The organism is Pseudomonas sp. B15(2017), from assembly GCF_002113215.1.
In the GTDB taxonomy this organism is placed as follows: Bacteria; Pseudomonadota; Gammaproteobacteria; order Pseudomonadales; family Pseudomonadaceae; genus Aquipseudomonas.
This window is the reverse complement of the sequence record NZ_NEJZ01000002.1, coordinates 62,139-84,633: the sequence shown is the minus strand read 5'-3', so window position 1 is coordinate 84,633 and position 22,495 is coordinate 62,139. Positions and strand designations below refer to the sequence as shown.

The 22,495-nt window shown below is 62.0% G+C and carries 21 protein-coding genes; 16 read left to right on the top strand and 5 right to left on the bottom strand.

Features of this window, described 5'->3' with window-relative positions; translation table 11 throughout:
- Positions 1-2 precede the first annotated feature (2 nt).
- Both CAF73_RS03130 and CAF73_RS03125 read left to right on the top strand, forming a co-directional pair.
- Entirely contained in the window at positions 3-1,148 is a 1,146-nt protein-coding gene (locus CAF73_RS03130; RefSeq protein ID WP_085701885.1) for a sterol desaturase family protein, read from the top strand.
- Positions 1,145-2,221: an SMP-30/gluconolactonase/LRE family protein gene (locus CAF73_RS03125; protein WP_085701884.1), complete on the top strand. Its 1,077-nt coding sequence runs from the start codon at positions 1,145-1,147 to the stop codon at positions 2,219-2,221. Before CAF73_RS03130 ends, CAF73_RS03125 begins: the two co-directional genes overlap by 4 nt.
- 15 nt (positions 2,222-2,236) lie before the next feature.
- Here CAF73_RS03125 and CAF73_RS30105 read toward each other — a convergent pair whose 3' ends face one another.
- Together CAF73_RS30105 and CAF73_RS03120 are read right to left on the bottom strand one after the other, a co-directional pair.
- The gene (locus CAF73_RS30105) at positions 2,237-2,407 is read right to left on the bottom strand and encodes a hypothetical protein (protein WP_170929673.1); all 171 of its coding nucleotides are present in this window, start codon (positions 2,405-2,407) and stop codon (positions 2,237-2,239) included.
- Between the two features lie 109 nt (positions 2,408-2,516).
- On the bottom strand, positions 2,517-2,759 hold the full coding sequence (locus CAF73_RS03120; protein WP_085695914.1) for a DUF465 domain-containing protein: 243 nt from the start codon (positions 2,757-2,759) through the stop codon (positions 2,517-2,519).
- A 205-nt stretch (positions 2,760-2,964) separates the two neighbouring features.
- Here CAF73_RS03120 and CAF73_RS03115 point away from each other — a divergent pair, with 205 nt between their 5' ends.
- The 7 genes from CAF73_RS03115 to CAF73_RS03085 all read left to right on the top strand — a co-directional run bounded on the left by CAF73_RS03115 (position 2,965) and on the right by CAF73_RS03085 (position 9,153).
- A complete protein-coding gene (locus CAF73_RS03115) occupies positions 2,965-3,486 on the top strand; it encodes a DUF4142 domain-containing protein (RefSeq protein WP_085695913.1) in 522 nt (173 codons plus the stop codon).
- 240 nt (positions 3,487-3,726) lie between these two features.
- Positions 3,727-4,578, top strand: coding sequence for an STAS domain-containing protein (locus CAF73_RS03110; RefSeq protein WP_085701883.1), 852 nt, complete (start codon positions 3,727-3,729; stop codon positions 4,576-4,578).
- Between the two features lie 3 nt (positions 4,579-4,581).
- Positions 4,582-4,944 (top strand): STAS domain-containing protein, encoded by a 363-nt coding sequence (locus tag CAF73_RS03105; RefSeq protein WP_007959463.1) that lies wholly within the window; start codon positions 4,582-4,584, stop codon positions 4,942-4,944.
- On the top strand, positions 4,941-5,345 hold the full coding sequence (locus CAF73_RS03100; protein ID WP_085695911.1) for an anti-sigma regulatory factor: 405 nt from the start codon (positions 4,941-4,943) through the stop codon (positions 5,343-5,345). Before CAF73_RS03105 ends, CAF73_RS03100 begins: the two co-directional genes overlap by 4 nt.
- Positions 5,342-6,352, top strand: coding sequence for an ATP-binding protein (locus tag CAF73_RS03095; protein ID WP_085702183.1), 1,011 nt, complete (start codon positions 5,342-5,344; stop codon positions 6,350-6,352). The genes CAF73_RS03100 and CAF73_RS03095 overlap by 4 nt, the downstream gene beginning before the upstream one ends.
- Entirely contained in the window at positions 6,345-7,220 is an 876-nt protein-coding gene (locus CAF73_RS03090; protein WP_085695910.1) for a sensor histidine kinase KdpD, read from the top strand. The genes CAF73_RS03095 and CAF73_RS03090 overlap by 8 nt, the downstream gene beginning before the upstream one ends.
- On the top strand, positions 7,210-9,153 hold the full coding sequence (locus tag CAF73_RS03085) for a response regulator (RefSeq protein ID WP_085701882.1): 1,944 nt from the start codon (positions 7,210-7,212) through the stop codon (positions 9,151-9,153). Before CAF73_RS03090 ends, CAF73_RS03085 begins: the two co-directional genes overlap by 11 nt.
- Before the next feature lie 119 nt (positions 9,154-9,272).
- Here CAF73_RS03085 and CAF73_RS03080 read toward each other — a convergent pair whose 3' ends face one another.
- From CAF73_RS03080 to CAF73_RS03070, 3 genes are all read right to left on the bottom strand, one after another.
- Positions 9,273-11,906 (bottom strand): excinuclease ABC subunit UvrA, encoded by a 2,634-nt coding sequence (locus CAF73_RS03080; RefSeq protein ID WP_085701881.1) that lies wholly within the window; start codon positions 11,904-11,906, stop codon positions 9,273-9,275.
- Between the two features lie 29 nt (positions 11,907-11,935).
- Positions 11,936-14,047: a PAS domain-containing hybrid sensor histidine kinase/response regulator gene (locus CAF73_RS03075; RefSeq protein ID WP_085701880.1), complete on the bottom strand. Its 2,112-nt coding sequence runs from the start codon at positions 14,045-14,047 to the stop codon at positions 11,936-11,938.
- Between the two features lie 132 nt (positions 14,048-14,179).
- Positions 14,180-14,869 (bottom strand): GntR family transcriptional regulator, encoded by a 690-nt coding sequence (locus CAF73_RS03070; RefSeq protein ID WP_085701879.1) that lies wholly within the window; start codon positions 14,867-14,869, stop codon positions 14,180-14,182.
- A 140-nt stretch (positions 14,870-15,009) separates the two neighbouring features.
- Here CAF73_RS03070 and CAF73_RS03065 point away from each other — a divergent pair, with 140 nt between their 5' ends.
- The 7 genes from CAF73_RS03065 to CAF73_RS03035 all read left to right on the top strand — a co-directional run bounded on the left by CAF73_RS03065 (position 15,010) and on the right by CAF73_RS03035 (position 22,358).
- Entirely contained in the window at positions 15,010-16,095 is a 1,086-nt protein-coding gene (locus CAF73_RS03065) for an ABC transporter ATP-binding protein (protein WP_085701878.1), read from the top strand.
- A gap of 1 nt (position 16,096) precedes the next feature.
- Positions 16,097-17,014: an ABC transporter permease gene (locus tag CAF73_RS03060; protein ID WP_085701877.1), complete on the top strand. Its 918-nt coding sequence runs from the start codon at positions 16,097-16,099 to the stop codon at positions 17,012-17,014.
- Complete coding sequence (locus CAF73_RS03055) at positions 17,011-17,799, top strand: ABC transporter permease (protein ID WP_085695903.1); 789 nt, start codon at positions 17,011-17,013, stop codon at positions 17,797-17,799. Before CAF73_RS03060 ends, CAF73_RS03055 begins: the two co-directional genes overlap by 4 nt.
- A gap of 15 nt (positions 17,800-17,814) precedes the next feature.
- Complete coding sequence (locus CAF73_RS03050; protein ID WP_085695902.1) at positions 17,815-18,867, top strand: extracellular solute-binding protein; 1,053 nt, start codon at positions 17,815-17,817, stop codon at positions 18,865-18,867.
- Positions 18,868-19,006: 139 nt separating this feature from the next.
- Positions 19,007-20,203: an amidohydrolase family protein gene (locus CAF73_RS03045; protein ID WP_085701876.1), complete on the top strand. Its 1,197-nt coding sequence runs from the start codon at positions 19,007-19,009 to the stop codon at positions 20,201-20,203.
- Positions 20,200-21,687 carry an amidohydrolase family protein gene (locus tag CAF73_RS03040; RefSeq protein WP_085701875.1) on the top strand — a complete coding sequence of 496 codons (1,488 nt, stop codon included), beginning with the start codon at positions 20,200-20,202 and terminating at the stop codon, positions 21,685-21,687. Before CAF73_RS03045 ends, CAF73_RS03040 begins: the two co-directional genes overlap by 4 nt.
- An 11-nt stretch (positions 21,688-21,698) precedes the next feature.
- Positions 21,699-22,358 (top strand): flavin reductase family protein, encoded by a 660-nt coding sequence (locus CAF73_RS03035; RefSeq protein ID WP_085701874.1) that lies wholly within the window; start codon positions 21,699-21,701, stop codon positions 22,356-22,358.
- The last annotated feature ends 137 nt before the right edge of the window (positions 22,359-22,495 follow it).

The following is a 22,495-nucleotide window of genomic DNA, read 5'->3' as shown; positions in this document are numbered from 1 at the left end:
CAGTGAGGCAGACCACCGAGGCATTTCGCAGCCGCTACCGTGCGGCGATCCATCCCCGCTACAACCCGTGGCTGCACGGCGCGTTCGTGCTGCTGTTCGGCGTGCTGGCCATCGGCGCGTTCTGGAGCAGCGTGCACCAGGTGCAGCCGCTGGAATGGCTGACCGTGCCGCTGACCCTGCTGTTCTTCAATTTCGGCGTGTACATGGTGCACCGCCACCTCGGCCATCACAAAAAGAGCTTTGCGCGGATGTTCTACGCCCGGCATACCGGCGATCATCACAGCTTCTTCACCCCCGGCCACATGACCTACGACGGCGCCCGCGACTGGCGGGTGATTCTGTTCCCAGCCTGGCTGATCGTGCTGCACACGCTGGCGATCACCCTGCCCCTGTGGTGGCTGTTCGCGCAGGTCAACAGCAACATCGCCGGTCTGTTCGGCGGCTGCATGGTGCTCGGGTACCTGACCTATGAAGTGTTTCACGCCTGCGAGCATCTGCCGCCGCAGAACCCGTTGACCCGCCTGCCGTGGATCCGCCAGATGCGCCGCCTGCACGAACTGCATCACCGTCGCGAACGCATGCAGGAACGCAATTTCAATATCGTTTTTCCGCTGATGGATTACTTGTTCGGCACCCTCTACTGGGAGCCGGAAATCGCCCCTCTGACCGATTCGAGAATGCCCATGACCCGCATGCAGCACACAGTCGACATCGCCGGCGACCCGATCGCCGTCCTCGCCTACGCCGCCACCGTCAGTCGCTGGCCGGAGTGGCACCCGTCTTCGCTGAAGATCGACGGCCCCAGCGGTGCGCTGCATGCCGGTGCGCGATTCGACGAGGACATCCATGCCGGCGGGCGCGAGGGGCATTTACGCTGGGAAGTCACCGAGTACCTGCCCGGTCGGCGCTGGTGTGCCCGGGCCCAGGGTGATCAGGGGCTGTCGTTGCTGCTGACCTATGAATGCTCGGCGCACAACGATGCCACGCGGTTCGTGCGCACCCTGGATTATCAGTTCGAAGGCATCGGCCTGCGCATTGCCAACCACCTGCTGCTCAAGCGTCGCATCGATCGCGAATCGGCGGCTTCGATGCTCGCCCTGCGTGATATGGCGACCCGACACCTGTCTCTTGCGGGAGCCCACGTGTGAGATGGCGTTATCTGGTGTTGCTGCTGTTTGTCGCGGTTCTGGCCTTTCTGCTGTTGCTGCCGACCAAGGTCGAGCCCGTGGCCTGGACGCCGCAACCGGCCCCCTCGCTGACCGAAGGCCAATACGCTGACAACCAGCGGCTCAAGGGCGCAGCGCAAGTCGGCCCGAGCGACATCGAAGGCCCGGAAGCGCTGTTGCTGGAAAACAACTTTCTGATTACCGGCCTGCACGACGGTCGCCTGCTGCGCACCAGCCTCGACGGCCAGCAGCGCAAGGTGCTGGCGGATACCGGCGGACGGCCGCTGGGGCTGGCGCGGCATCCCAACGGTTTGCTGGTGATCGCTGACGGGGTCAAGGGTTTGCTGTCGCTCGACGCGCAGGGCCAGCTCGTGGCGCTGACCACCGAAGCCAATGGCCTGCCGTTCGGGTTTACCGATGACGTGGCCATCGACAAGTCCGGGCATTACGCCTATTTCAGTGATGCTTCGAGTCGTTGGGGCTACGGCCACGATGGCGAAGCGATCATCGAGCATGGCGGCGACGGACGCCTGCTGCGTTACGACTTCCAGACCGGCAAGACTGTCGTGCTGCTCGACAGACTGGAGTTCGCCAATGGCGTGACCCTCGGCCCGGATGACGCCTATGTGCTGGTCAACGAAACCGGCGCCTACCGCATCAGCCGCTATTGGCTGACCGGGCCCAAGGCCGGCACCCACGACCTGTTCATCGACAACCTGCCGGGGCTGCCGGACAACCTCGCATTCAATGGCCGCGATCGTTTCTGGGTGGCGCTGTACACGCCGCGCAATCCGCTGCTGGATCGCACGGCTGAACACCCGTTAGTGCGCAAGATGATCGTGCGGGCGATGACTGTGCTGCCCAAGCCGGTGGAAAAACGCGGGTTTGTCCTGGGGCTGGATCTGAACGGCAAGGTGATCGCCAATCTGCAGGACGCCAGCGCCGGCAATTACTCGCCGATCACCACGGTGCGCGAGTATGGCGAGTGGTTGTATTTCGGCTCGCTGAATGCCACGCACATGGCGCGATTGCCTCTCGAGGCAGCCTTGAAGTGAGGCGATGGCAGCCGGTCAGTTACTGGATCGATCGAACTTGTCCGGATCTTCATCCTCCGGCATTTCCTCGCTCTTGCGTTCCTCTTCAGGATTACGGACGGTGTGCGCCGGACTATTGGGCTCGGGATGCGTGGGAACCGGGTCGAATGCGCCCTGCTCTTCACTAGGAAATTTTGGATCTTTCATAAGGCACCTCGCTGAGAGTCGCTATGTGAAGACTCTTAACATTCGAGGTGCCCGTCGGGGCTGTTGTTCCAGTCGTTTCACCACCGAGGGCCGGTGGCGCGACTGACGGTCAGGATCGAACCTGTAATTGCTCGACGATCCTGTCTTTGACCTGCAAGCGCTTCTCTTTGAGTTTCTTCAGGGTGTCGTCGCTGGGTGCATCCGAGGTCGCCGTCTCGGCCTTGACGACTTCGGCGTCCGCCAGGAAATACTTGTTGATCAGTGCATCCAGATGTGGATCCGCGGTGCGTCGTTGCTGGATCTCTTCCTTTGTCAGTTTCAAGTCCTGTAACAAATCATGGGTCACCGGCATGGAACACCTCCGTCAATTGATCGGCAGCCAACGCGTTCGATTGCGCTGGCCAGGTATCAGAATGGCCTCGGTTGACCGGTTCTGTCGACCTCCTGTCAGACCAGCGGTGCCCGTTCGTCGCCCTTTCGCAAATGCGATAAAACCTTTTGTCGGCGATTTCCCTCCATTGAATAACGCTCACAAAAACCTGCGTGGAGTAATACCAATGGACGGATTCAAACTGCGTCATCTTTTTCTGGCCGTGGCTTTGAGCACCGGCATGGGCTCGGCCTTCGCCGCCACCGATAACGACTTCGTCGATAACGCCGCGGCCGGTGGCATCGCTGAAATCGAAACCAGCCGCCTGGCGCTGGAAAAAAGCCAGTCGGCCGACATCAAGGCCTTCGCCAACATGATGATCACCGACCATGGCAAGGCCAACGATGAGCTGGCGACGATTGCCAAGGCCAACGACATTGAAGTGCCAGACACTACGACGCTGGTCAAGCAGGCCAAGGAAAAGATCCTGGACATGCGCGATGAATCCTTCGATGCGGCGTACGCCAACAATCAGGTCAAGGCCCACGAAGAAACCATCGAGCTTTTCAAGAAACAAGCCAACACCGTGACTGACGACAAGGTCAAAGGCGCCACTGAACTCAAGGCCTTTGCGCAGAAAATGTTGCCGGGTCTGGAGAAACACCTGGCGGCCGCCAAAGAGCTGCAGGCCAAACACCCCAGCAAGTAACCGCCATAAATGCAAAGAGGCCGCCTCCATTGGACGCGGCCTCTTTGCGTTGAGGTCTTGTTGCGCGCAAAATGCCAGCATTCGCCGTCACGCCGACTAGAGTTACCGGTGCGTTCCATGCGGCAGATCTAAAATATCCTCGCGGGTACGAACAACTATTTCGAATGGCCAAGGTCATTCACTTCGCGCCGGTCATTTATCGAAGAACCGGCCCCCAATTCGCAATGGAGCAACATCTACATGGCAGCACTGCAGAACAGCACACTTGATGCGATGAAAAACAAACAGGCACAACTGCTGGGCGAATGGATCAAAGGGCTGCAAGACAGCGGCGCCACCCGCAATCTCAAGGAACTCGACGTGCAGCAGCAGACCAGCGAGTTCCTGCAACTGGTGGTCAGCGGACTGGAAAACGACAACGCCACCAACATCGCCGCACCGGGCTGGGAGGCTACCCGCCAGTTCCTCGAAAAGCTGTCTCACAGTCGTGCCCTGCTCGGTCAGGATTCACAACAGACCGCCAGTTTCATCTTCGCCCTCAAAGGTCCGCTATTCGCTTTGCTGCAAAGCCATTACCGTGAACAGCCGGCGCTGCTCGCCGAACAGCTCTGGGAAATCTCCGAACTGCTCGACGCCTTCGGCCTGCACACCATCCGCACCTTCCAGAAATCCCGTGAAGCGGTAATCAAGCGTCAACAGGAAGAACTGCTGGAGCTGTCCACCCCGGTGGTCAAGCTGTGGGAAGGCGTGCTCGCGCTGCCGATGATCGGCACCCTCGACTCGCAACGCACCCAGGTCGTGATGGAGTCGCTGCTGCAACGCATCGTCGACACCGGTTCGGAAATCGCCATCATCGACATCACTGGCGTGCCGACCGTCGACACCCTTGTGGCCCAGCACCTGCTGAAAACCGTCACTGCGATCCGCCTGATGGGCGCCGATTGCATCATCAGCGGCGTGCGTCCGCAGATCGCCCAGACCATCGTCCACCTGGGCCTCGACCTGCAAGGCGTGGTGACCAAAGCCAATCTGGCCGATGCCTTGAAACTGGCGCTGACCCGTCTGGGTACCACCCTCACCAAGACGGTTTGATCAATGGAACGTATCCCGATTCTTCAGATGGGCGACTTCCTGCTGGTGACCATCCAGGTCGACATGCATGACCAACTCGCCCTCACCCTGCAGGACGACTTGTCCGAGCGCATCAGCAAAACCTCGGCCCGTGGGGTGCTGATCGATATCTCGGCGCTGGACATGGTCGATTCGTTCATCGGCCGGATGATCGGCACCATTTCCGGCCTGTCGAAAATCATGGACGCCGAAACCATGCTGGTCGGCATGCAACCGGCGGTGGCGATCACCCTGGTCGAGCTCGGCCTGAACCTGCCAGGCGTCAGCACCGCGCTGAACGTCGAGCGCGGAATGAAACTGTTGCAGGAACGAGTACGCCAGCAATGACCGTTCGCAGCAGCGGTACCCAACCGATTCACATCGAGCAGGACGTGGTGCTGGCCCGGCAACAGGCACGCAAACTGGCCACCGAATGCGGCATGCGCCTGATCGACCTGACCAAACTGGTGACCGCGGTCAGCGAGCTGGCGCGCAACACCATGGTCTACGGCGGTGGCGGCGACATGGACTGGCAGATCCTCGACGACAACCACAAGGTCGGCCTGCGTCTGACTTTTCGCGATGAAGGCCCGGGCATTGCCGACATCAAACTGGCGATGACCGACGGCTGGACGTCCGGCAGCGGCCTCGGCCTGGGGTTGACCGGAGCCAAGCGACTGGTCGACGAATTCGAACTGGACACCGCGCCCGGTAAAGGCACCCGGATAACAATCACCCGATGGACATGAATTTCAGCGGGAGTCTGACCCGAGTGCTGCTCCTTGAAGACAGCAGCCAGATCGGCCATGCCCGGCGCACGGCGCAGCAACTCGCCGAGCAGCATGGTTTTGATGAGCGCGATGCCGGACGTGTTGCGCTGGTGGCCACTGAACTGGCGAGCAACGTGCTCAAGCATGCGACACACGGTGAATTGCACCTGCGCGTGTTGAAGCGCGTCGATGGTTTCGGCCTCGAAATGCTCGCGGTCGACCGCGCCGGTGGCTTCGATCTCGATGCGTGCATGGCCGATGGTTTTTCCACGGGCGGCACTCAGGGGATCGGCCTCGGCGCGGTGTCGCGCCAGACCGAAGTGTTTGATGTGTATGCCGACGCTCGGGGCGCCGTATTGCTGGCACGGCTGTATCCACGCAGTGATCGGCAGCCGGATCTGCGCTTCGGCGTCAGTCAGCATTCACTGCACAACGACCCGGCATGTGGAGATGTGTGGCATCTGGCGTTCAACGGGCCGGATATCAGCGCCCTGATCATCGACGGCCTGGGCCATGGCGAAGACGCCGAGCGCGCCGGCCGCGCCGGAGAAAAAGCCTTCGCCCTGAACCCCTTCGGCTCCCCGGTGCCGCTGATGGAGGACCTGCACCGGGAAATGATCGGCACCCGTGGCGGCGCGGTGGCGTTTGCGCAGTTCCATGGCCAGCGCGCCAGCCTGACCTATGCCGGTGTCGGCAACATCGGTGCCAGCCTGGTGACGGCCGACAAGTCCCGCGGACTGGCCTCGCACCCCGGAATCGTCGGCGGCCAGTACCGAAAAGCCCAGCCCTTTGACTATGCTCACGTGAACGGACATCTATTGATCATGTACAGCGATGGCTTGCAGTCCCGTTGGAATCTACAAGACTATCCCGGCCTGGTGCATCGTCATCCTGCCGTGATAGCCACCGTCCTGCACCGCGACTTCTGTCGCGGGCGCGACGATGTAACGGTGCTGGTCATTGCCCTGGAGGCCGCCCATGGCTGAGTCGCCGACCTTGAACAGCGCCGAACAGGCCGCGTTGATCGCCCGGTTGCAGAGCGAAACGGCGGCACTGCGTGACGAACTCGACGAAACCAATCAGGGCGTGCTCGCCCTGTACGCCGAACTCGATACCCAGGCCGAACAACTGCGTCAGGCCTCCGACCTGAAAAGCCGCTTCCTGTCGTACATGAGCCACGAGTTCCGCACCCCGCTGGGTTCGATTCTGAGCATCAACAGCCTGTTGGCCGACGAACTCGACGGCCCACTCAGCCCGGAGCAACACAAGCAGGTGGCGTTTGTCAGCAGCGCCGCCCGGGAACTCAGCGACATGGTCGATGACCTGCTCGATTTGGCCAAGATCGAGGCCGGACGCATCAACATTTCTCCGGCGTGGTTCGACATGTTCGATCTGTTCGCCGCCCTGCGGGGAATGTTCCGGCCGATTGTCGACGCCACGGCGGTGGACCTGATTTTCGAAGAACCCGTCGGACTGCCGCGACTCTTCACGGATGACAAGAAGCTGGCGCAAATCCTGCGCAACTTCATTTCCAACTCGCTGAAGTTCACCACCCGTGGCGAAGTCCGGATCTCGGCGCGCCTCGAAGGCCAGGACAAAGTGCGATTCGCGGTCAGCGACACCGGCATCGGTATCGCCCCTGAATTGCACGGCACCTTGTTCGAAGATTTTTCACAGGTCGACTCACCGCTGCAAAAGCGCCTGCGCGGCACCGGGCTCGGCTTGTCCCTGTGCAAGCGCTTCGCCGAATTGCTCGGTGGTGAGGTCGGTGTCGAGAGTACACCGGGCGTGGGCTCAAGCTTTTTCGTGATCATTCCGTTGGCGATCGCCCAGGAGAACGTCGATGAAACATGACATCCGTCTGTTGATCGTCGATGACAACGTCGCCACTCGCTATGCCTTGCGCCGGCGCCTGGAGCGCCACGGTTACGAAGTGCTCGAAGCCGGCACCGGCGGCGAAGGTCTGGCGTTGATCGCCAGTGAACCGCTCGATGCGCTGATTCTCGACGTCAACCTGCCGGACATGAGCGGTTTCGACATCGTCCGTGAACTGCGCTCCGACTCTCGCACTGCCCTGCTCCCGGTGATCCATGTGTCGGCCGCGTCGATCCAGACCGGCGACATCATCACCGGCCTCGACGCCGGAGCCGATGCCTATCTGATTCACCCGGTCGATCCCGATGTGCTGCTGGCAACGTTGCGCACCCTGCTGCGAGTACGCGACACGGAGAGTGCGTTGCGTGAAAGCGAGGCGCGTTTTCGCGAGATTTTCGTCAATGTCTCGGCTCCGATTGCGGTACTCGATGCCGAGCTCAAGGTCCACGAGTGCAATCACGCCTTCTCCCAACTGATCCAGGACAACCTCGACTCCGAGGCACTCAACGAGTGTTTCGCTGACGATCAAGGTGCGATCCTTCGCGAGTTGCGCCTGCGTCTGGTGGACGGCGAGCGCTGGAAAGGCACGCTGAATATGCGCGTGCAGGGCGAGATCCGCGAGACCGAGTGGCAGATTTCACCCTATCGCACCCCGAAGCTGAGCCTGGTGTTCGTCGAAGACGTCACCGAGCACCGTCATCGCGAACGCTCGCACCTGGCTCAGTTGGACGACACTACCACGCAACTGGCCAAGGAAGTCGCCGACCGGGTACGCGCCGAATCGCAACTGCTGCAAGTGCAGAAGATGGATGCGCTGGGCAAACTCACCGGCGGCATCGCCCATGACTTCAATAACCTGCTGACCGGGATCATCACCAGTCTTGAGCTGATCCAGAAACGCGTCGCCGATGCCCGTCCGGACAAGGTCCGGTTCTACGCCGAAGCGGCCCTGAACTCGGCCATGAGTGCGGCCTCGCTCACCCATCGTTTGCTGGCCTTCGCCCGGCAACAGCCGCTCGACACTCGGCCGGTGGACATCAACGAGCACGTTCGTTCGCTCGAAGAATTACTGGTGCGCACCATCGGTGAACGCATCGCCCTCAAGCTGGAGCTGACCACCAAACCGGCGATTGCACTGGTTGACCCGATCCAGCTGGAAAGCGCGGTGCTCAACCTGGTGATCAATGCCCGGGACGCGTTGCCTCAGGGCGGCAATATCTGGGTCAGCACCTACGCGGCGTACTCCCACGGTGATCCGAACCTCACCGACGGTTCCTACGTAGCGCTGTCGGTGCGCGATGACGGCACCGGTATCGAGCACAGTTTGATCGACAAGGTATTCGAGCCGTTTTTCACCACCAAACCGCTGGGCCAGGGCACCGGGCTGGGACTGTCGACGATCTACGGTTTCGCCCGCCAGTCAGGCGGCGATGCGCACATCCGCAGTGTGGCGCGGCGCGGCACAGAAGTGACGATCATGTTGCCAGCCAGCAACGACCCGACCGCCGTCGATGTGCCCATCCCGACGATTGATGCCAGAGGCAGCGGCGAACACGTGCTGATCGTCGAAGACATGCCGGGCGTGCGACTGTTCGTCACCGAGGTACTGGAGGACGCCGGTTACCGCTGCACCCAGGCCGGCGATATCGAAACCGCGCTGGAGTGCTTGCAGAACGATCCATCGATCAATCTGCTGCTGACCGACGTCGGCCTGCCGCGCATGAGCGGCCGCGAACTGGCGGACGTTGCCCGGGGCTGGCGCGAAGGGTTGCCGATCCTGTTCATGACCGGTTACGCGGAAACGGCGATCAACCGCCAGGTGTTCCTCGGGGCTGGCATGGAGATGTTGGTCAAACCGTTCCACATCAGTGAATTGCTGGACAAGGTGCGCCGCACGCTCGACGGCGCCTGATACGCCGCCATCGCGGGCAAGCCCGCTTCCACAGTCTTATTGCCGTACACACATTCGTGAACACATCAGACTCTGTGGGAGCGGGCTTGCCCGCGATGAGGCCGGCCCAGGCGACGCCGTTATCGGCTCAAGGCCCGGGCAAGAAACGGCGCAGTCCGGCTCTTCTTGCTCGCCGCCACTTTCTGCGGCGTCCCGGCCACGACGATCTTGCCGCCCTGATCCCCCGCTCCCGGTCCGATGTCGATCACCCAGTCGCTCTGCGCCACCACGCGCATTTCATGCTCGACCACGATCACCGTATGCCCCGCCGTCACCAGCGTATCCAGCTGCTCGAGCAAGCGGTCGACATCCCGAGGGTGCAAACCGGTGGTGGGTTCATCCAGCACGTACAACGTCGCGCCGCGCTGATTGCGCTGCAGCTCCGTGGCCAGTTTGATCCGCTGGGCTTCGCCGCCGGACAGCTCGGTCGCCGGTTGCCCGAGGCGCAAGTAACCGAGGCCGATATCGCGCAGCACCTCCAGCGAACGGCGGATTGCCGGTTGCTCGGCAAACACCGTCACCGCCTCGTCCACCGTCAGCTGCAATACCTGCGCGATGCTCAATCCCTGCCAGAGGATGGCCAGGGTCTCGGGGTTGTAACGCGCGCCATGACAAGTCGGGCACGGCGCATAAACGCTGGGCATGAACAGCAATTCGACACTGACAAACCCCTCGCCTTCACAGGTCGGGCAGCGCCCCTTGGCGACGTTGAAGGAAAACTGCCCGGCGTCGTATCCCGCCGCTTTCGCCTCATCGGTCGCGGCGAACAACTTGCGTACGTTGTCGAACAACCCGGTGTAGGTCGCCAGATTCGAACGCGGAGTACGACCGATGGGTTTCTGATCGACCTGCACCAGACGCCTGATCGACTCCATCCCGGCGCTGACCTGGCCGGTGCTGGCAGTCGGGGTCTCATCTTCCAGATTGAGTTCTTCCGGCTCGGCGTCACTGACACTGCGCCCGAGTTGCGCGCCGACCAGTTCCAGCAGCGCTTGACTGACCAGGCTCGACTTGCCGGAACCGGAGACACCGGTGACCGAGGTGAAACAGCCCAGCGGAAATTCGGCGCTGAGGTTATTCAGGTTGTTGCGGGTGACGCCGTCGAGCTTCAGCCAGCCCGACGGTTTGCGCGCGGTGCGGGTCGGCCGTTGCTGTTCGGCAAACAGGTAGGCGCGGGTCTGCGAGTGTTCGACCGCCGCCAGCCCCGGTGGCGGGCCGCTGTAGAGAATCTGCCCGCCCTTTTCGCCCGCTGCCGGGCCGACATCGATCAGCCAGTCGGCCCGGCGCATGGTGTCCAGATCGTGTTCGACCACAAACACACTGTTGCCGTCGGCCTTCAGACGCTGCAAAGCCTCGAACAGCGCCTCGCCGTCAGCCGGGTGCAGGCCGGCGGACGGTTCGTCGAGCACGTAGATCACACCGAACAATTGCGAACCCAGTTGGGTAGCCAGCCGCAGACGTTGCAACTCGCCGGACGACAGGGTCGGCGTGCTGCGCTCCAGGGCCAGATAACCGAGGCCGAGATCGGTCAGGGTGCTGACCCGGTCCAGCAAGTCCTCGGCAATGCGCTGCGCGGCCAGGCGCTTCTCCAGCGACAGGTTCGGCGTATGGCGCACGTCCGGCGCGTTGGCGTGGCCGCTGGCGCCATGGGCCACGCGCTGCTGGCGGGCTTCGCGGGTCTGGCGGTGAGTCAGGGTTTCACCGGTTTCATCGGCGTGCTCCAGCCAGCTCGCATCCGCCACCGGCTTCAAGACTTCGGCGACTTGCAACAGTGGCATCCGCGACAACTCGCCGATGTCATACCCGGCAAACGTCACCGACAGCGCCTCTCGCTTGAGGCGCTTGCCATCGCACAACGGGCACAGGCTGCCGAGCATGAATTGCGACACGCGCTTCTTCATCAACGCGCTTTGGGAATGAGTGAAGGTGTGCAGGATGTAGCGCCGTGCGCCGGTGAAGGTGCCTTGATAACTGGGCTCCATCTTGCGCTGGAGGGCGACGCGGGTTTCTTCCGGTGTCAGCCCGGCGTACACCGGAACCGTCGGTGTTTCCTCGGTGAAAAGGATCCAGTCGCGCTGCTTTTTCGGCAGTTTGCGCCATGGAATATCGACGTCGATGCCCATGGTCACCAGGATGTCGCGCAGGTTCTGTCCCTGCCAGGCCAGCGGCCAGGCGGCCACGGCGCGCTGGCGAATGGTCAGTTCCGGATCGGGCACCATCAGCGCCTCGGTCACCTCGTAAACCCGCCCCAGTCCATGGCACTCGGGGCACGCGCCTTGTGGCGTGTTCGGTGAAAAATCCTCGGCATACAACATCGGCTGATCCGGCGGGTAGCTGCCGGCGCGCGAGTAAAGCATGCGGATCAGGCTCGACAGCGTGGTCACGCTGCCCACTGACGAGCGCGTACTCGGCGTGCCGCGTTGTTGCTGCAGGGCCACGGCCGGCGGCAGGCCTTCGATGGAATCGACGTCCGGCACGCCGACCTGATCGATCAGCCTGCGCGCATAGGGCGCCACCGATTCGAAATAGCGCCGCTGTGCTTCGGCATACAGCGTCGAAAACGCCAGCGACGACTTGCCCGAACCCGACACGCCGGTAAACACCACCAACGCATCACGGGGAATATCGACATCAACGTTCTTCAGGTTGTGTTCACGGGCGCCGCGCACGCGAACCATGCCGGCGGCGGAATTGGAGCTGCGCTTGGAGGTCATTGGCCAGCCTTGATCAAGGGATTCGAAGCTCAGGCACTGAGCACGGTTCGGATCATCTGCAACAGCGCTTCGGGGCCGTAAGGCTTGCCGAGCAGATGGGTATCGGGGCTGAGCTGGTGATTGCGCGAAATAATGTCGCGGGTGTGGCCCGAGGTGAACAGCACCGCCACCGGTGGCATCTGCACCTTGGCCCACGCCGCCAGATCGGAGCTCTTGATCAGGCCGGGCATGACCACGTCGGTGAAGATCAGGTCGACCCGAGCGCCTTCCATCAGCATCTGCATGGCCGCATCGCCATTGCCGGCGATAAGCACGCGGTAGCCTTCTTCACGCAACAGCTCGACGGCGGAGTTGCGTACCGCTTCGTTGTCCTCGACCACCAGGATCGTCTCGTTGCCACCCGTGAGGCGTTTCTCCACGCTGGGCGCCGCATGATCTACCGGTCGCACGCTGCGCGGAAAGTACAACTGCACTCGCGTACCCTGGCCCACCTGGCTGTCGATCTCGACATGGCCGCCGCTCTGTTTGACGAAACCGAACACCATGCTCAAGCCGAGACCGGTGCCCTGGCCGTCGGCCTTGGTGGTGAAAAACGGTTCGAACACCTGCTCGAGCATGTGCGGCGCAATGCCGACGCCGCTGTCACTGACCGAGACCCGGACGAAATCCCCCGGCACGATGCCCTTGCCCGAACAGAACGCCTGATCCAGCGAGAGGTTGGCGGCGCCGAGCACAATTGTGCCCTCGCCCTTCATGGCGTCGCGGGCATTGATCGCCAGATTGAGAATGGCGTTTTCCAGTTGATTGCGATCGACGTTGATGTGCCACGGTTCGTCCGGCAACTGCACGTCGATCTGAATGATTTCGCCCAACGCCCGTTGCAGCAACTCACCGACGCCTTCAAAGATCTGCCGGGGATTGCACACCGCCGGCGACAGTGGCTGACGACGGGCGAACGCGAGCAGTTGCGAGGACAGCTTGGCACCGCGCTCGACTGCCGCCAGCGAGGCGCTGACCCGACGCTGCACGTTGGCGTTGTTCGGTTCGTGGCGAGCCAGCAGGTGCAGGTTGCCGGCAATCACTTGCAGCAGATTGTTGAAGTCATGGGCCACGCCGCCGGTGAGGCCGCCGATGGCTTCGAGTTTCTGTGACTGTCGCAGTCGCTCTTCGGCGGCGAGGCGCGCTTCGACTTCATTTGCCACACGCTGCTCGAGATTGCGGGTGAACTTGAGCAGGGATTCTTCGGCGATCTTGCGTTCGTGAATATCGATCAGCACGCCGGGAAAACGGAACGGCCGGCCTTGTTCGTCGAACTCGCAGCAGCCACTGGCCAACACCCATAGAAAGCTGCCATCGGCGCGTATTACGCGGTACTCGGCGTTGTAGGGTTCGCCGGTGCGTACCGAATTTTCGATGCACTCCTGCACCCAGGGACGGTCATCGGGATGAATGTGCGCTTCAGCAATGTGCTGCGGCAGGTTGGTGAGGTCTTGATCCGGCGGGAAGGAAAATGTCCGGGCAAAACGCTCGTCGGCCGACAGCACATTGTTTTTTACGTCCCAGACAAAGGAGCCGATCAATGCGCCGGCATTGAGGGCCAGTCGCACCCGCTCGTTATCGGCACGATAGGCATCTTCAGCGGCCTGGCGCAGACGCTCGGACAACACCAGTTCAGTGGTTTCCACCACCATCGCCATGACACCCGAAGGCACGCCGGCATCGTTGGCCACCGGGCTGTAATAAAGGTCGAGCCAGACGTCCTCGGGCACGCCATCGCGCAACAACACCAGTACCTTGTTGCGGTACTCCAGGGTGCCGCCCGCCAGGCAGGTGTCGACCACATGCCGATTGAAATCGGCGACCTCCGGCCAACCCAGTTCCACCGGTGATCCAAGCAGGTACGGATGCCGTCCGCCGGCGAATCGGGAATAGGCATCGTTGTAGATCATGTAACCGGCATGGCCCCAGAGCATGACCATCGGCAGCGGCGAGGCCAGCATCAACTGGACCGTGCTGCACAGGCTGGCCGGCCAGGTTTCGAGCGGGCCAAGATCCGTGCCGCTCCAGTCGAACTCACGGATTCGCCCGGCCATCTCGCCTTGCCAGCCGTCACACCCATGGCTATCGGATAAAAACTGCATCGGCTGCTTTAACGCCTTGTGGTGGGTCCGGTTCAATCGCTGCGCGGTCAAGCGTCGCGCCCGTCTATTTCGAGCGCGCTGGGCAGCGATGGTTTCATTAGAGGTATAGCCGATTTCACCCCTGCTCGACGTTCAGACTTCGATCAGGTGTTTGAGCGGATGGTAGCCGGTCTTCATCTTTGCAGCGACATCGAGGATGGCCTTCTGGATGCCGTCCAGGTGCATACAGGTCAGCTCAATGGCGGCGTTCTGATTGCCGGCCTCGATGTACTCGATCAGCCGCAGATGTTCGTCGTCGCGACAGGCCTCGTGGCTGTCGTCGTCCAGCGCGGCGGCATACAGCGAGGCGCGGGAAATCAGCTTCTGGAACCAGTCGAGCAACACCGGGTTGTTCAGGCTGCGGGCCAGCTTGATGTGGAACTCGCCGAGCAGGTGAATCAGCCGCTCGTGGTCGCCGGCTGCGTGAGCCTCGTCTTCCAGCAGCAAGTGATCGCGCAGGTCCTGCATCGCGGCAGTGTCCTTGCGCCGGCACAGTTCAGTGACGATGCCGATCTCGATCAAGCGCCGGGTTTCAAACAGCGAACGGATCTCTTCATCGCTGGGCAGCGACACCGACGCACCTTTATTGGGCTCGGTGGTGACCAATCCGTCGGCCTCCAGTTGCTTGAGCGCGGCTCGAACCGACGTGCGGCTGACATTGAACAACTCCGCCAGCGACGCCTCGCCCAGCTTCATCCCCGGACGCAGCGAACGCTTGCTGATCGCCTCGTAAACCCCTTGGTAGACGCGGTCGACCGTGGTTTCCGTTTTTTTCTCGGTCATTTGAAAACTCCTTCAATGCTGGCAACGCTGCCCGACGAACGACTCAGTCGGGGAAATGGGGGGTTGCGCCAGCAGATTAATCCGGGTATTTCTAAATTGCATTCAGATATTGCATACAATAATTAGAGGATTGCACCATTATGGGTCAGCCAATAGCCATTGAAGTGCGTAACGTATCCAAGCGGTATTCTGATGATCCTGGCCTGGCGCCAGCCCTCGACAACGTGTCGGTGAACATCGCCGACAACGAGTTCTTCACCCTCCTCGGCCCCTCGGGCTGCGGCAAGACCACCCTGCTGCGCACCATCGCCGGTTTCGAACACGTCAGCGACGGCGAGATCCGTCTGGCGGGCGAAACGGTCAATCACCTGCCGCCGTTCAAGCGTCGGGTCAACACGGTATTCCAGAGTTACGCGCTGTTTCCGCACATGAGTGTCGCGCAGAATATCGCCTTCGGCCTCGAGATGCAGGGTCTTGATCGCAAGACCATTCCAGGACGGGTCGACGAAATGCTCGCGCTGGTGCAGATGGAGCACCTGGCCGGGCGCAAACCGGCGGAACTGTCCGGCGGCCAGCAGCAGCGCGTGGCTCTGGCCCGGGCCCTGGCGCCGAAGCCCAAAGTGCTGTTGCTCGACGAGCCGCTGTCGGCGCTGGATCTGAAGCTGCGAAAGGAGATGCAGGTCGAACTCAAGCGCGTGCAGCAGGAAGCCGGCATCACCTTCATCTTCGTCACCCACGATCAGGAAGAAGCCCTGACCCTGTCCGACCGGATCGCGGTGATGTCCGCCGGCAAGATCCTGCAGATCGGCACCCCGACCGACATCTACGAGCGCCCGCAGCACCGCTTCGTCGCCCAGTTCATCGGCGACATCAATTTCCTCCCCGGCCAGCTCAAGCGTGGCGAGCACAACCAGAACCTCTTCGTGCCCAGCGGCATGCCGGTGGAAATTCCCTGCCCGCCGCAAGGCGTCAATGGCAGCAGCGTACAACTGGCGTTTCGGCCCGAGCGCTCGCAACTGGTCGCGGCGGACCAGCCGCATCATTTGCGCGGGGTGATCGAAGCCGTGCTGTATGTCGGCACCGCGACGCTGTACCAGTGCCGTTTGAACAACGACATCAAAGTCATGCTGCGGGAAAACAACGAAGGTTTGAGCGCCTGTCGCACAGTCGGTGAGCCCGTGGCGGTGCATCTGCCACCCCAGGCCTGCCTGTTGATGGAGGCCTGAGATGAGCGTCAGCAGCACTTCCCCCTCCCTCAACCGCGCGCTGTTGCTCAGCCCGGTGGTGTTGACCCTGCTCGCCCTGATCGCCATTCCGCTGGGGATCATGGGTTACATCAGCCTGCTGCCGCGCAACACCTACGGCGGCGTCGACTGGCAGGCGCAATGGCAGTTGCAGAGTTACGTGCAGCTGTTTTTCCAGGAAGGTTTCGACGGCGAGCTGGAACTGAACTGGGTCTACGCCCAGGCACTGTTGCGCTCGGTGTTCCAGGCCGGCGGCACCACCGTGTTGTGCTTTCTGCTCGGGTTTCCGGTGGCGTTGTGGATGTCGAGCCTGACCCCGCGCCGACGCAACCTGATGGTGTTGCTCATCACCATTCCGTTCTGGACCAACCTGCTGATCCGCAACTACGCGTGGCTGATCATCCTGCGCGAACAGGGCTGGGTCGCCCAGAGCCTTAACGCGCTGTTCCCGAGTGCCGGCGGCATCACCCTGCTCTACAACGACTTCGCGGTCAGCGTCGGTCTGGTCTACAGCTTCCTGCCGTTCATGATCCTGCCGATCTACTCGACCCTGGAAAAACTCGACTGGCGTCTGGTGGAAGCCGCTTATGACCTGGGCGCCAACCGCTGGCACGCACTGCGCCGGATCATCCTGCCGCTGTCGATGCCCGGCGTGATTGCCGGCGCGTTGCTGGTGTTCGTGCCGAGCCTCGGCGCCTTCATCACCCCGGCGATTCTCGGCGGGGGCAAGACCCTGATGATCGGCAACCTGATCCAGCAGCAATTCGGCACCGCGCGCAACTGGCCGCTGGGCAGTTCGCTGTCGTTCCTGTTGCTGGGGATTCTGCTGTTGTCCCTGGTGCTCTACGCCCTCTACAGCCGCAGCGCGGCGAAAACCCTGAACCGGGGAGCGAAAGCATGATCTCTCTGCACCTGAAAAAACTCCCGGCGACCCGGGAAATCAGCCTGCTGATCCTCGCCTATCTGTACGTGCCGATCCTGGTGTTGATCGTCTACAGCTTCAACGCCAACCGCTCGGCAACGGTGTGGACCGAGTTCTCGTTCGCCTGGTACGGGCGGATCCTGGCCAACCCGTCGATCCAGACCGCGGCGCTGAATTCGATCATCGTCGCGACCATCGCCACGGTGTGCGCGACGGCGATTGCACTGCTGGCGGCGCTGGCGACTTATCGGCCGTTCTACGGGCAGAAAATGGTCGAGGGCGGGATCAACCTGCCGCTGATCCTGCCGGAGATCGTCACTGCCGTGGCCACCCTGCTGCTGTTCATGGCACTGGGGATCAAGCTCGGGCTGATGACCGTGATCGTCGCGCACATCGGCTTCTGCATTCCGTTCGCCTACCTGCCGATCCGCGCACGGCTCAACGATCTGGACAAGAGCCTGCTGGAAGCCGCCAACGACCTGTACGCCAATCCGTGGCAGGTGTTCCGCCGCGTGACCCTGCCGCTGCTGTGGCCGGCGGTGTTGTCCGGTTCGGTGCTGGCATTCGTGGTCAGCCTCGACGATTTCATCATGACCTTCTTCGTCGCCGGGCCCGGTTCGACCACGTTGCCGGTGTACATCTTCTCGGCGATCAAGGCCGGCGTAACGCCGGAGATCAACGCGATCTCGACCCTGATGCTGGTGATTTCCATCGTGCTCGTGGTGCTGGCCTTCTGGCTTGGCCAACGTGGCAAACAACAATAAACCTGGAGCGCTCTCATGAAATTGAAAAACATGCGTCTGGCAGTATCCGGTCTGGCCCTGAGTTGTTTCACCGCGTTCAGCGCCCACGCCGCCGAGCCCAAGGAGTTGTTCTTCTACAACTGGACCGATTACTACCCGGTGGACCTGCTGGCCAAGTTCGAAAAGGAGACCGGGATCAAAGTCACCATGGACGGCTACGACAGCAACGAAACCCTGCTCGCCAAGTTGCAGGCCGGCGGCGCGGCGTATGACGTGATCGTGCCGTCGCAGTCGATCATGCAGACGCTGATCAAACAGGATCTGCTGCTGGAAATCGACGCTCCGACCCTGAACAACTTCCAGTACGTCAAAGGGCCGTTCCGCGATCCGAGCTTCGATCCGGGCCGCAAATATTCGGCGCCGTATCTGTGGGGCACCACCGGTTTTTCCTATGACAGCGCCCGGGTGCCGGGCGGCAAGCTCGACGACTCGTGGAAAGAGTTCTTCGAACCGCGCAAGGAACTGCAAGGCCAACTCGCCGCCCTCGACACCTCCAGCAGCGTGATCAATGCCGCCAGCCATTACCTGAACGTCGACGAATGCACGGAAAACCCGCAGGACGCCAAGCGCATCCTTGAACTGCTGCAAAAGCAGAAACCGTTTTTGAAGATGTACAGCTCCGACAACACCGTCGACCGCATGGCCTCGGGCGAAGTGATCATGATGCAGAACTGGAACGGCTCGACCGCCCGCGCCACCTTGCAAAAGAGCACGATCAAATACGTGTACCCGAAAGAAGGCCTGGCGATGTTCCAGGACAACTTCGCCGTACCTAAAAGCGCGCCGCATCCGGGCAACGCGAAGATCTTTATCGACTGGATGATGAAGCCCGAGAACGCGGCGGCCGTGTCCAACGCGATTGCCTATGCCAACGGGATTCAGAGCGATCAGTTGCTGGATGCGAAATGGAAGGTCATGGACGCGATCAACATGCCCGAGGAATACGCCTCGCGGCTGCGGCCGGAGAAGGAATGCAGCAACAAGGCGCGGGAGCTGCAGGATCGGATCTGGTCGAAGCTCAAAGGCTGATCGCCTGACTCAAGACCCAGTTGCGGCCATCGCGAGCAAGCTCGCTCCCACAAGGATCGGTGGCGCTCACAGTTCCAATGTGGGAGCTGGCTTGCCAGCGATGAGGCCCGCCCAGACAACATAGAAACAGAGGTATGCAATGTCCCGTCCCCGCTGGCTCAGAAACATCCGCCCCTACGGCGCCCCCGCCGAAGACCTGCTGATCGAAAACGGCAAGTTCACCCAACGCCGCCCGGCCTCCAATGCTCCACTGGCCGCCACCGATATCGACGGCCAGAACCAGCTCCTGACCGCCCCGCTGGTGGAAAGCCACGTCCACCTCGACAAGACCCTGTACGGCCAGCCCTGGCGCCCGAACAGCGCGGGCCCGACGCTCAAGGATTACATCAGCAACGAACGCCGCGTGTTGCGCGAAGTGAAAGCGCCGATTGCCGAACGGGCCGGTGCGCTGTTGGAAAACTGCATCGCCCGGGGTTCGCTGACGATGCGTTGCCACGTAGACATCGACCCGGAATTCGGCCTGCGTCACGTCGAGGCCATGCAACAACTGCGCGAAACCTACAACGACCTGATCGACCTGCAACTGGTGGTCTTCCCGCAAACCGGCCTGATCAGCCGCCCCGGCACCGCCGAACTGATGCGCGAAGCCATGGCCCTGGGCGTGGAAAACGTCGGCGGACTCGACCCCTGCGGCATCGACAACGACCCGATTGCACAACTGGACTTCGTGTTCAACCTGGCCCGCGACTTTCAGCGTGGCGTCGACATTCACCTGCACGACAAAGGCGAACTGGGCCTGTGGCAGATCGCCCGGATCGCCGATTACACCGAGCGCTTCAACCTGCAAAAGCGGGTGATGATCAGCCACGCCTATTGCCTCGGCATGCTGCCGTGGAGCCAGGTCAGACCCGTCGCCGAACGCCTTGCTGCCCTTGGCATTTCGCTGATGAGTTCGGCACCGGCGGACTGCGCAGTGCCACCGTTTCTGGCACTGCGTGAAACCGGGGTCAACGTGTGCCTCGGCTCCGACGGCATCCGCGATGCTTGGTCGCCGATGGGCAATGGCGACATGCTCGAACGAGCGATGCTGCTGGCGTTCCGTTTCGACCTGGGCAAGGACGATGAACTGGCGGCGGCATTCGACGCGGCAACGGTGAACGGGGCGCGCGCATTGGGGATCGAGGGTTACGGCTTCGCCATCGGCAAGCCTGCGGACTTTCTGCTGATGCCGGTCGAAACACTTGGCGAGGCTGTCGTCGCGCGGCCGGTGCGTCAGGTGTATCGCGGCGGCGAACTGATCGCCAGCGGCGGTCGCTTGCTGGGCAGCCGTCTGTGAAACGGATCGGCCTCAAGGCCGCTTGCGTGGTCGGTTTCGACGGCACGCAGCATGTGCTGTGGCGTGACGGCGAAGTGGTATTTGCCGGCTCGCGCATCGAATTTGTCGGGCGCGGTTATCAAGAGCCGTTGGATCAGTGGATCGATTACGGCAATGCGCTGATCGGGCCCGGTTTCATTGATCTGGATGCCCTCGGCGATCTCGATTCCACGGTACTGACCCTGGACAACGGCGACGAACGCGCGATGGGCCGCATGTGGTCGGCGGAGTACCTGGCGAGCGGCCCGCGTGAGTCGTTCAACCCGGAAGAAGAAGTCTTCAAATACCGCTACGCCTTTACCCAGTTGATCCGCAACGGCATCACCACGGCGATGCCAATCACCTCGATGTACTACCGCGAATGGGCGGAGACCTACGACGAGTTCGCCGCTGTCGCCGACGTGGCGGGCGAACTGGGGCTGCGCACGTACCTCGGCCCCTGCTACATGAGCGGCATGAGTTACTGGCGTGCCGACGGCAGCCTCGCCCACCACTGGGATGAGGCTCGGGGGCTGGCCGGGCTGGACGCGGCCGAACGGTTCTTCAAGGATTTCGATGGTGCGCATGCGGGGTTGATTCGCGGTACGTTGCTGCCGGATCGCATCCAGACCTGCACCCCGGCACTGCTGCAACGTACGTCTGCATTGAGCCGCGAGCTGAATGCACCGATGCGTCTGCATTGTTGTCAGGCGCCTGGCGAAGTGGCGATGGTCGAACAGTTGCGCGGCACCACGCCGCTAGGCTGGTTGCAGCAACTCGACCTGCTCACTCCGCGCAGTCTGTTACCCCACGGCATCTACACCTCGGGCGATGACGATCTGCAACGGGTCATCGACGGCGGCGCGAGTCTGGTGCACTGCCCGCTGGTGTTCGCCCGTGACGGCGAGGCACTGAACTCGTTCGGCCGTTATCGCGCCAAGGGCATCAACTTCGCCCTTGGCACCGACACCTGGCCAGCGGATTTGCTGGCAAACATGCGCCACGGACTGAACATCGCCCGGTTGATGGAGGGCGGGCCCACGCTGACCAGCAGCCTCGATCTGTACAACGCCGCCACCCTCGGCGGTGCCAAGGCCTTGGGCCGTGATGACCTCGGTCGCCTGGCACCCGGCGCCAAGGCGGATATCACCGTGTTCAACCTGCGCGGACTGCACCTGGGCCCGTTATTCGATCCACTGAAAAACCTGCTGCTGGCCGGACGCGGCGACGACTGCATCGCCAGTTTCATCGACGGTCGCTGCGTGATGCACGACGGTCAGGTCAACGGCGTCGACTACCCCACGCTGCAACGTCAGGCCCAGCGCCAATACGAAAAACTGATGCGCAGCCACAGCGACCGGGCCTTTGGCCGACCGGACTGGAAAACCCTGTTCCAGCCGGCCATTCCGTTCGCCGACGACTACAGCGCCGAAGCGCCGTTGAGCGCCATCGATCCACTTCTTTAGAGAACACTGCCATGCACAGCTTCGATTTCAGCCAACTGAGCCCACGGGAAAAGTACAAGATTCTGATCGGCAGCGTGGTGCCGCGCCCGATCGCACTGGTCACCACCATCGACGGCGAAGGCCGGGTCAATGCGGCGCCGTTCAGCTTCTTCAATGCGCTGTCGGCGGATCCGCCCATACTCGCGCTCGGCGTGGAGAACTATGGCGACCAGAGCCCCAAGGACACCACGCGCAATATCCAGATGAATCAGGAATTCACCGTCAACATCGTCAGCGACGCATTGGTGGAAGCCATGAACGTCTGTGCCGTGCCGTTCGCGCCGGGCTTCGATGAGTTGACCGCAGCGGGCCTGACGGCAATTCCCGGCACCTCGGTCAAATGCCCGCGAATCGGCGAAGCACCGGTGGCGCTGGAATGTCGGCGGATGATGGCGCTGAACATCGGCCAGTCGCGGGAGATCATTTTTGGCGAGGTGTTGATGGCGCATGTGCGCGACGAGTTGATCGACCCGAAAACCCTGTACATCGATCAATTGGGGCTGGATGCGATCGGACGCATGGGCGGCCATGGTTATGCGCGGACCCGGGATTACTTCGATTTGCCGACCCGCTCGTTGCAAGCGTGGACGGAGGCACCGGGAGGTGGCGAGCGGTTTTGGCCTGCCAAATAAAACAGCGGCCCACCGAGGTGCTGATCGTTCCCACGTCGAGGCGTCGAACCGTCCGCGTGGGAATGCATACCGTGACGCTCTGCGTCACAGTGGACGCGGAGCGTCCATGGCGGCATTCCCACGCAGAGCGTGGGAAC

Bases quoted from the DNA above. Each gene is read 5' to 3' on its own strand.
- CAF73_RS03085 (WP_085701882.1), top strand. From the start codon at position 7,210: ATGAAACATGACATCCGTCTGTTGATCGTCGATGACAACGTCGCCACT.
- CAF73_RS03105 (WP_007959463.1), top strand. From the start codon at position 4,582: ATGGAACGTATCCCGATTCTTCAGATGGGCGACTTCCTGCTGGTGACC.
- CAF73_RS03045 (WP_085701876.1), top strand. From the start codon at position 19,007: ATGTCCCGTCCCCGCTGGCTCAGAAACATCCGCCCCTACGGCGCCCCC.
- CAF73_RS03100 (WP_085695911.1), top strand. From the start codon at position 4,941: ATGACCGTTCGCAGCAGCGGTACCCAACCGATTCACATCGAGCAGGAC.
- CAF73_RS03095 (WP_085702183.1), top strand. From the start codon at position 5,342: ATGAATTTCAGCGGGAGTCTGACCCGAGTGCTGCTCCTTGAAGACAGC.
- CAF73_RS03065 (WP_085701878.1), top strand. From the start codon at position 15,010: ATGGGTCAGCCAATAGCCATTGAAGTGCGTAACGTATCCAAGCGGTAT.
- CAF73_RS03060 (WP_085701877.1), top strand. From the start codon at position 16,097: ATGAGCGTCAGCAGCACTTCCCCCTCCCTCAACCGCGCGCTGTTGCTC.
- CAF73_RS03070 (WP_085701879.1), bottom strand. From the start codon at position 14,869: ATGACCGAGAAAAAAACGGAAACCACGGTCGACCGCGTCTACCAAGGG.
- CAF73_RS03035 (WP_085701874.1), top strand. From the start codon at position 21,699: ATGCACAGCTTCGATTTCAGCCAACTGAGCCCACGGGAAAAGTACAAG.
- CAF73_RS03120 (WP_085695914.1), bottom strand. From the start codon at position 2,759: ATGCCGGTGACCCATGATTTGTTACAGGACTTGAAACTGACAAAGGAA.
- CAF73_RS30105 (WP_170929673.1), bottom strand. From the start codon at position 2,407: ATGAAAGATCCAAAATTTCCTAGTGAAGAGCAGGGCGCATTCGACCCG.
- CAF73_RS03080 (WP_085701881.1), bottom strand. From the start codon at position 11,906: ATGACCTCCAAGCGCAGCTCCAATTCCGCCGCCGGCATGGTTCGCGTG.
- CAF73_RS03115 (WP_085695913.1), top strand. From the start codon at position 2,965: ATGGACGGATTCAAACTGCGTCATCTTTTTCTGGCCGTGGCTTTGAGC.
- CAF73_RS03050 (WP_085695902.1), top strand. From the start codon at position 17,815: ATGAAATTGAAAAACATGCGTCTGGCAGTATCCGGTCTGGCCCTGAGT.
- CAF73_RS03110 (WP_085701883.1), top strand. From the start codon at position 3,727: ATGGCAGCACTGCAGAACAGCACACTTGATGCGATGAAAAACAAACAG.
- CAF73_RS03055 (WP_085695903.1), top strand. From the start codon at position 17,011: ATGATCTCTCTGCACCTGAAAAAACTCCCGGCGACCCGGGAAATCAGC.
- CAF73_RS03090 (WP_085695910.1), top strand. From the start codon at position 6,345: ATGGCTGAGTCGCCGACCTTGAACAGCGCCGAACAGGCCGCGTTGATC.
- CAF73_RS03075 (WP_085701880.1), bottom strand. From the start codon at position 14,047: ATGCAGTTTTTATCCGATAGCCATGGGTGTGACGGCTGGCAAGGCGAG.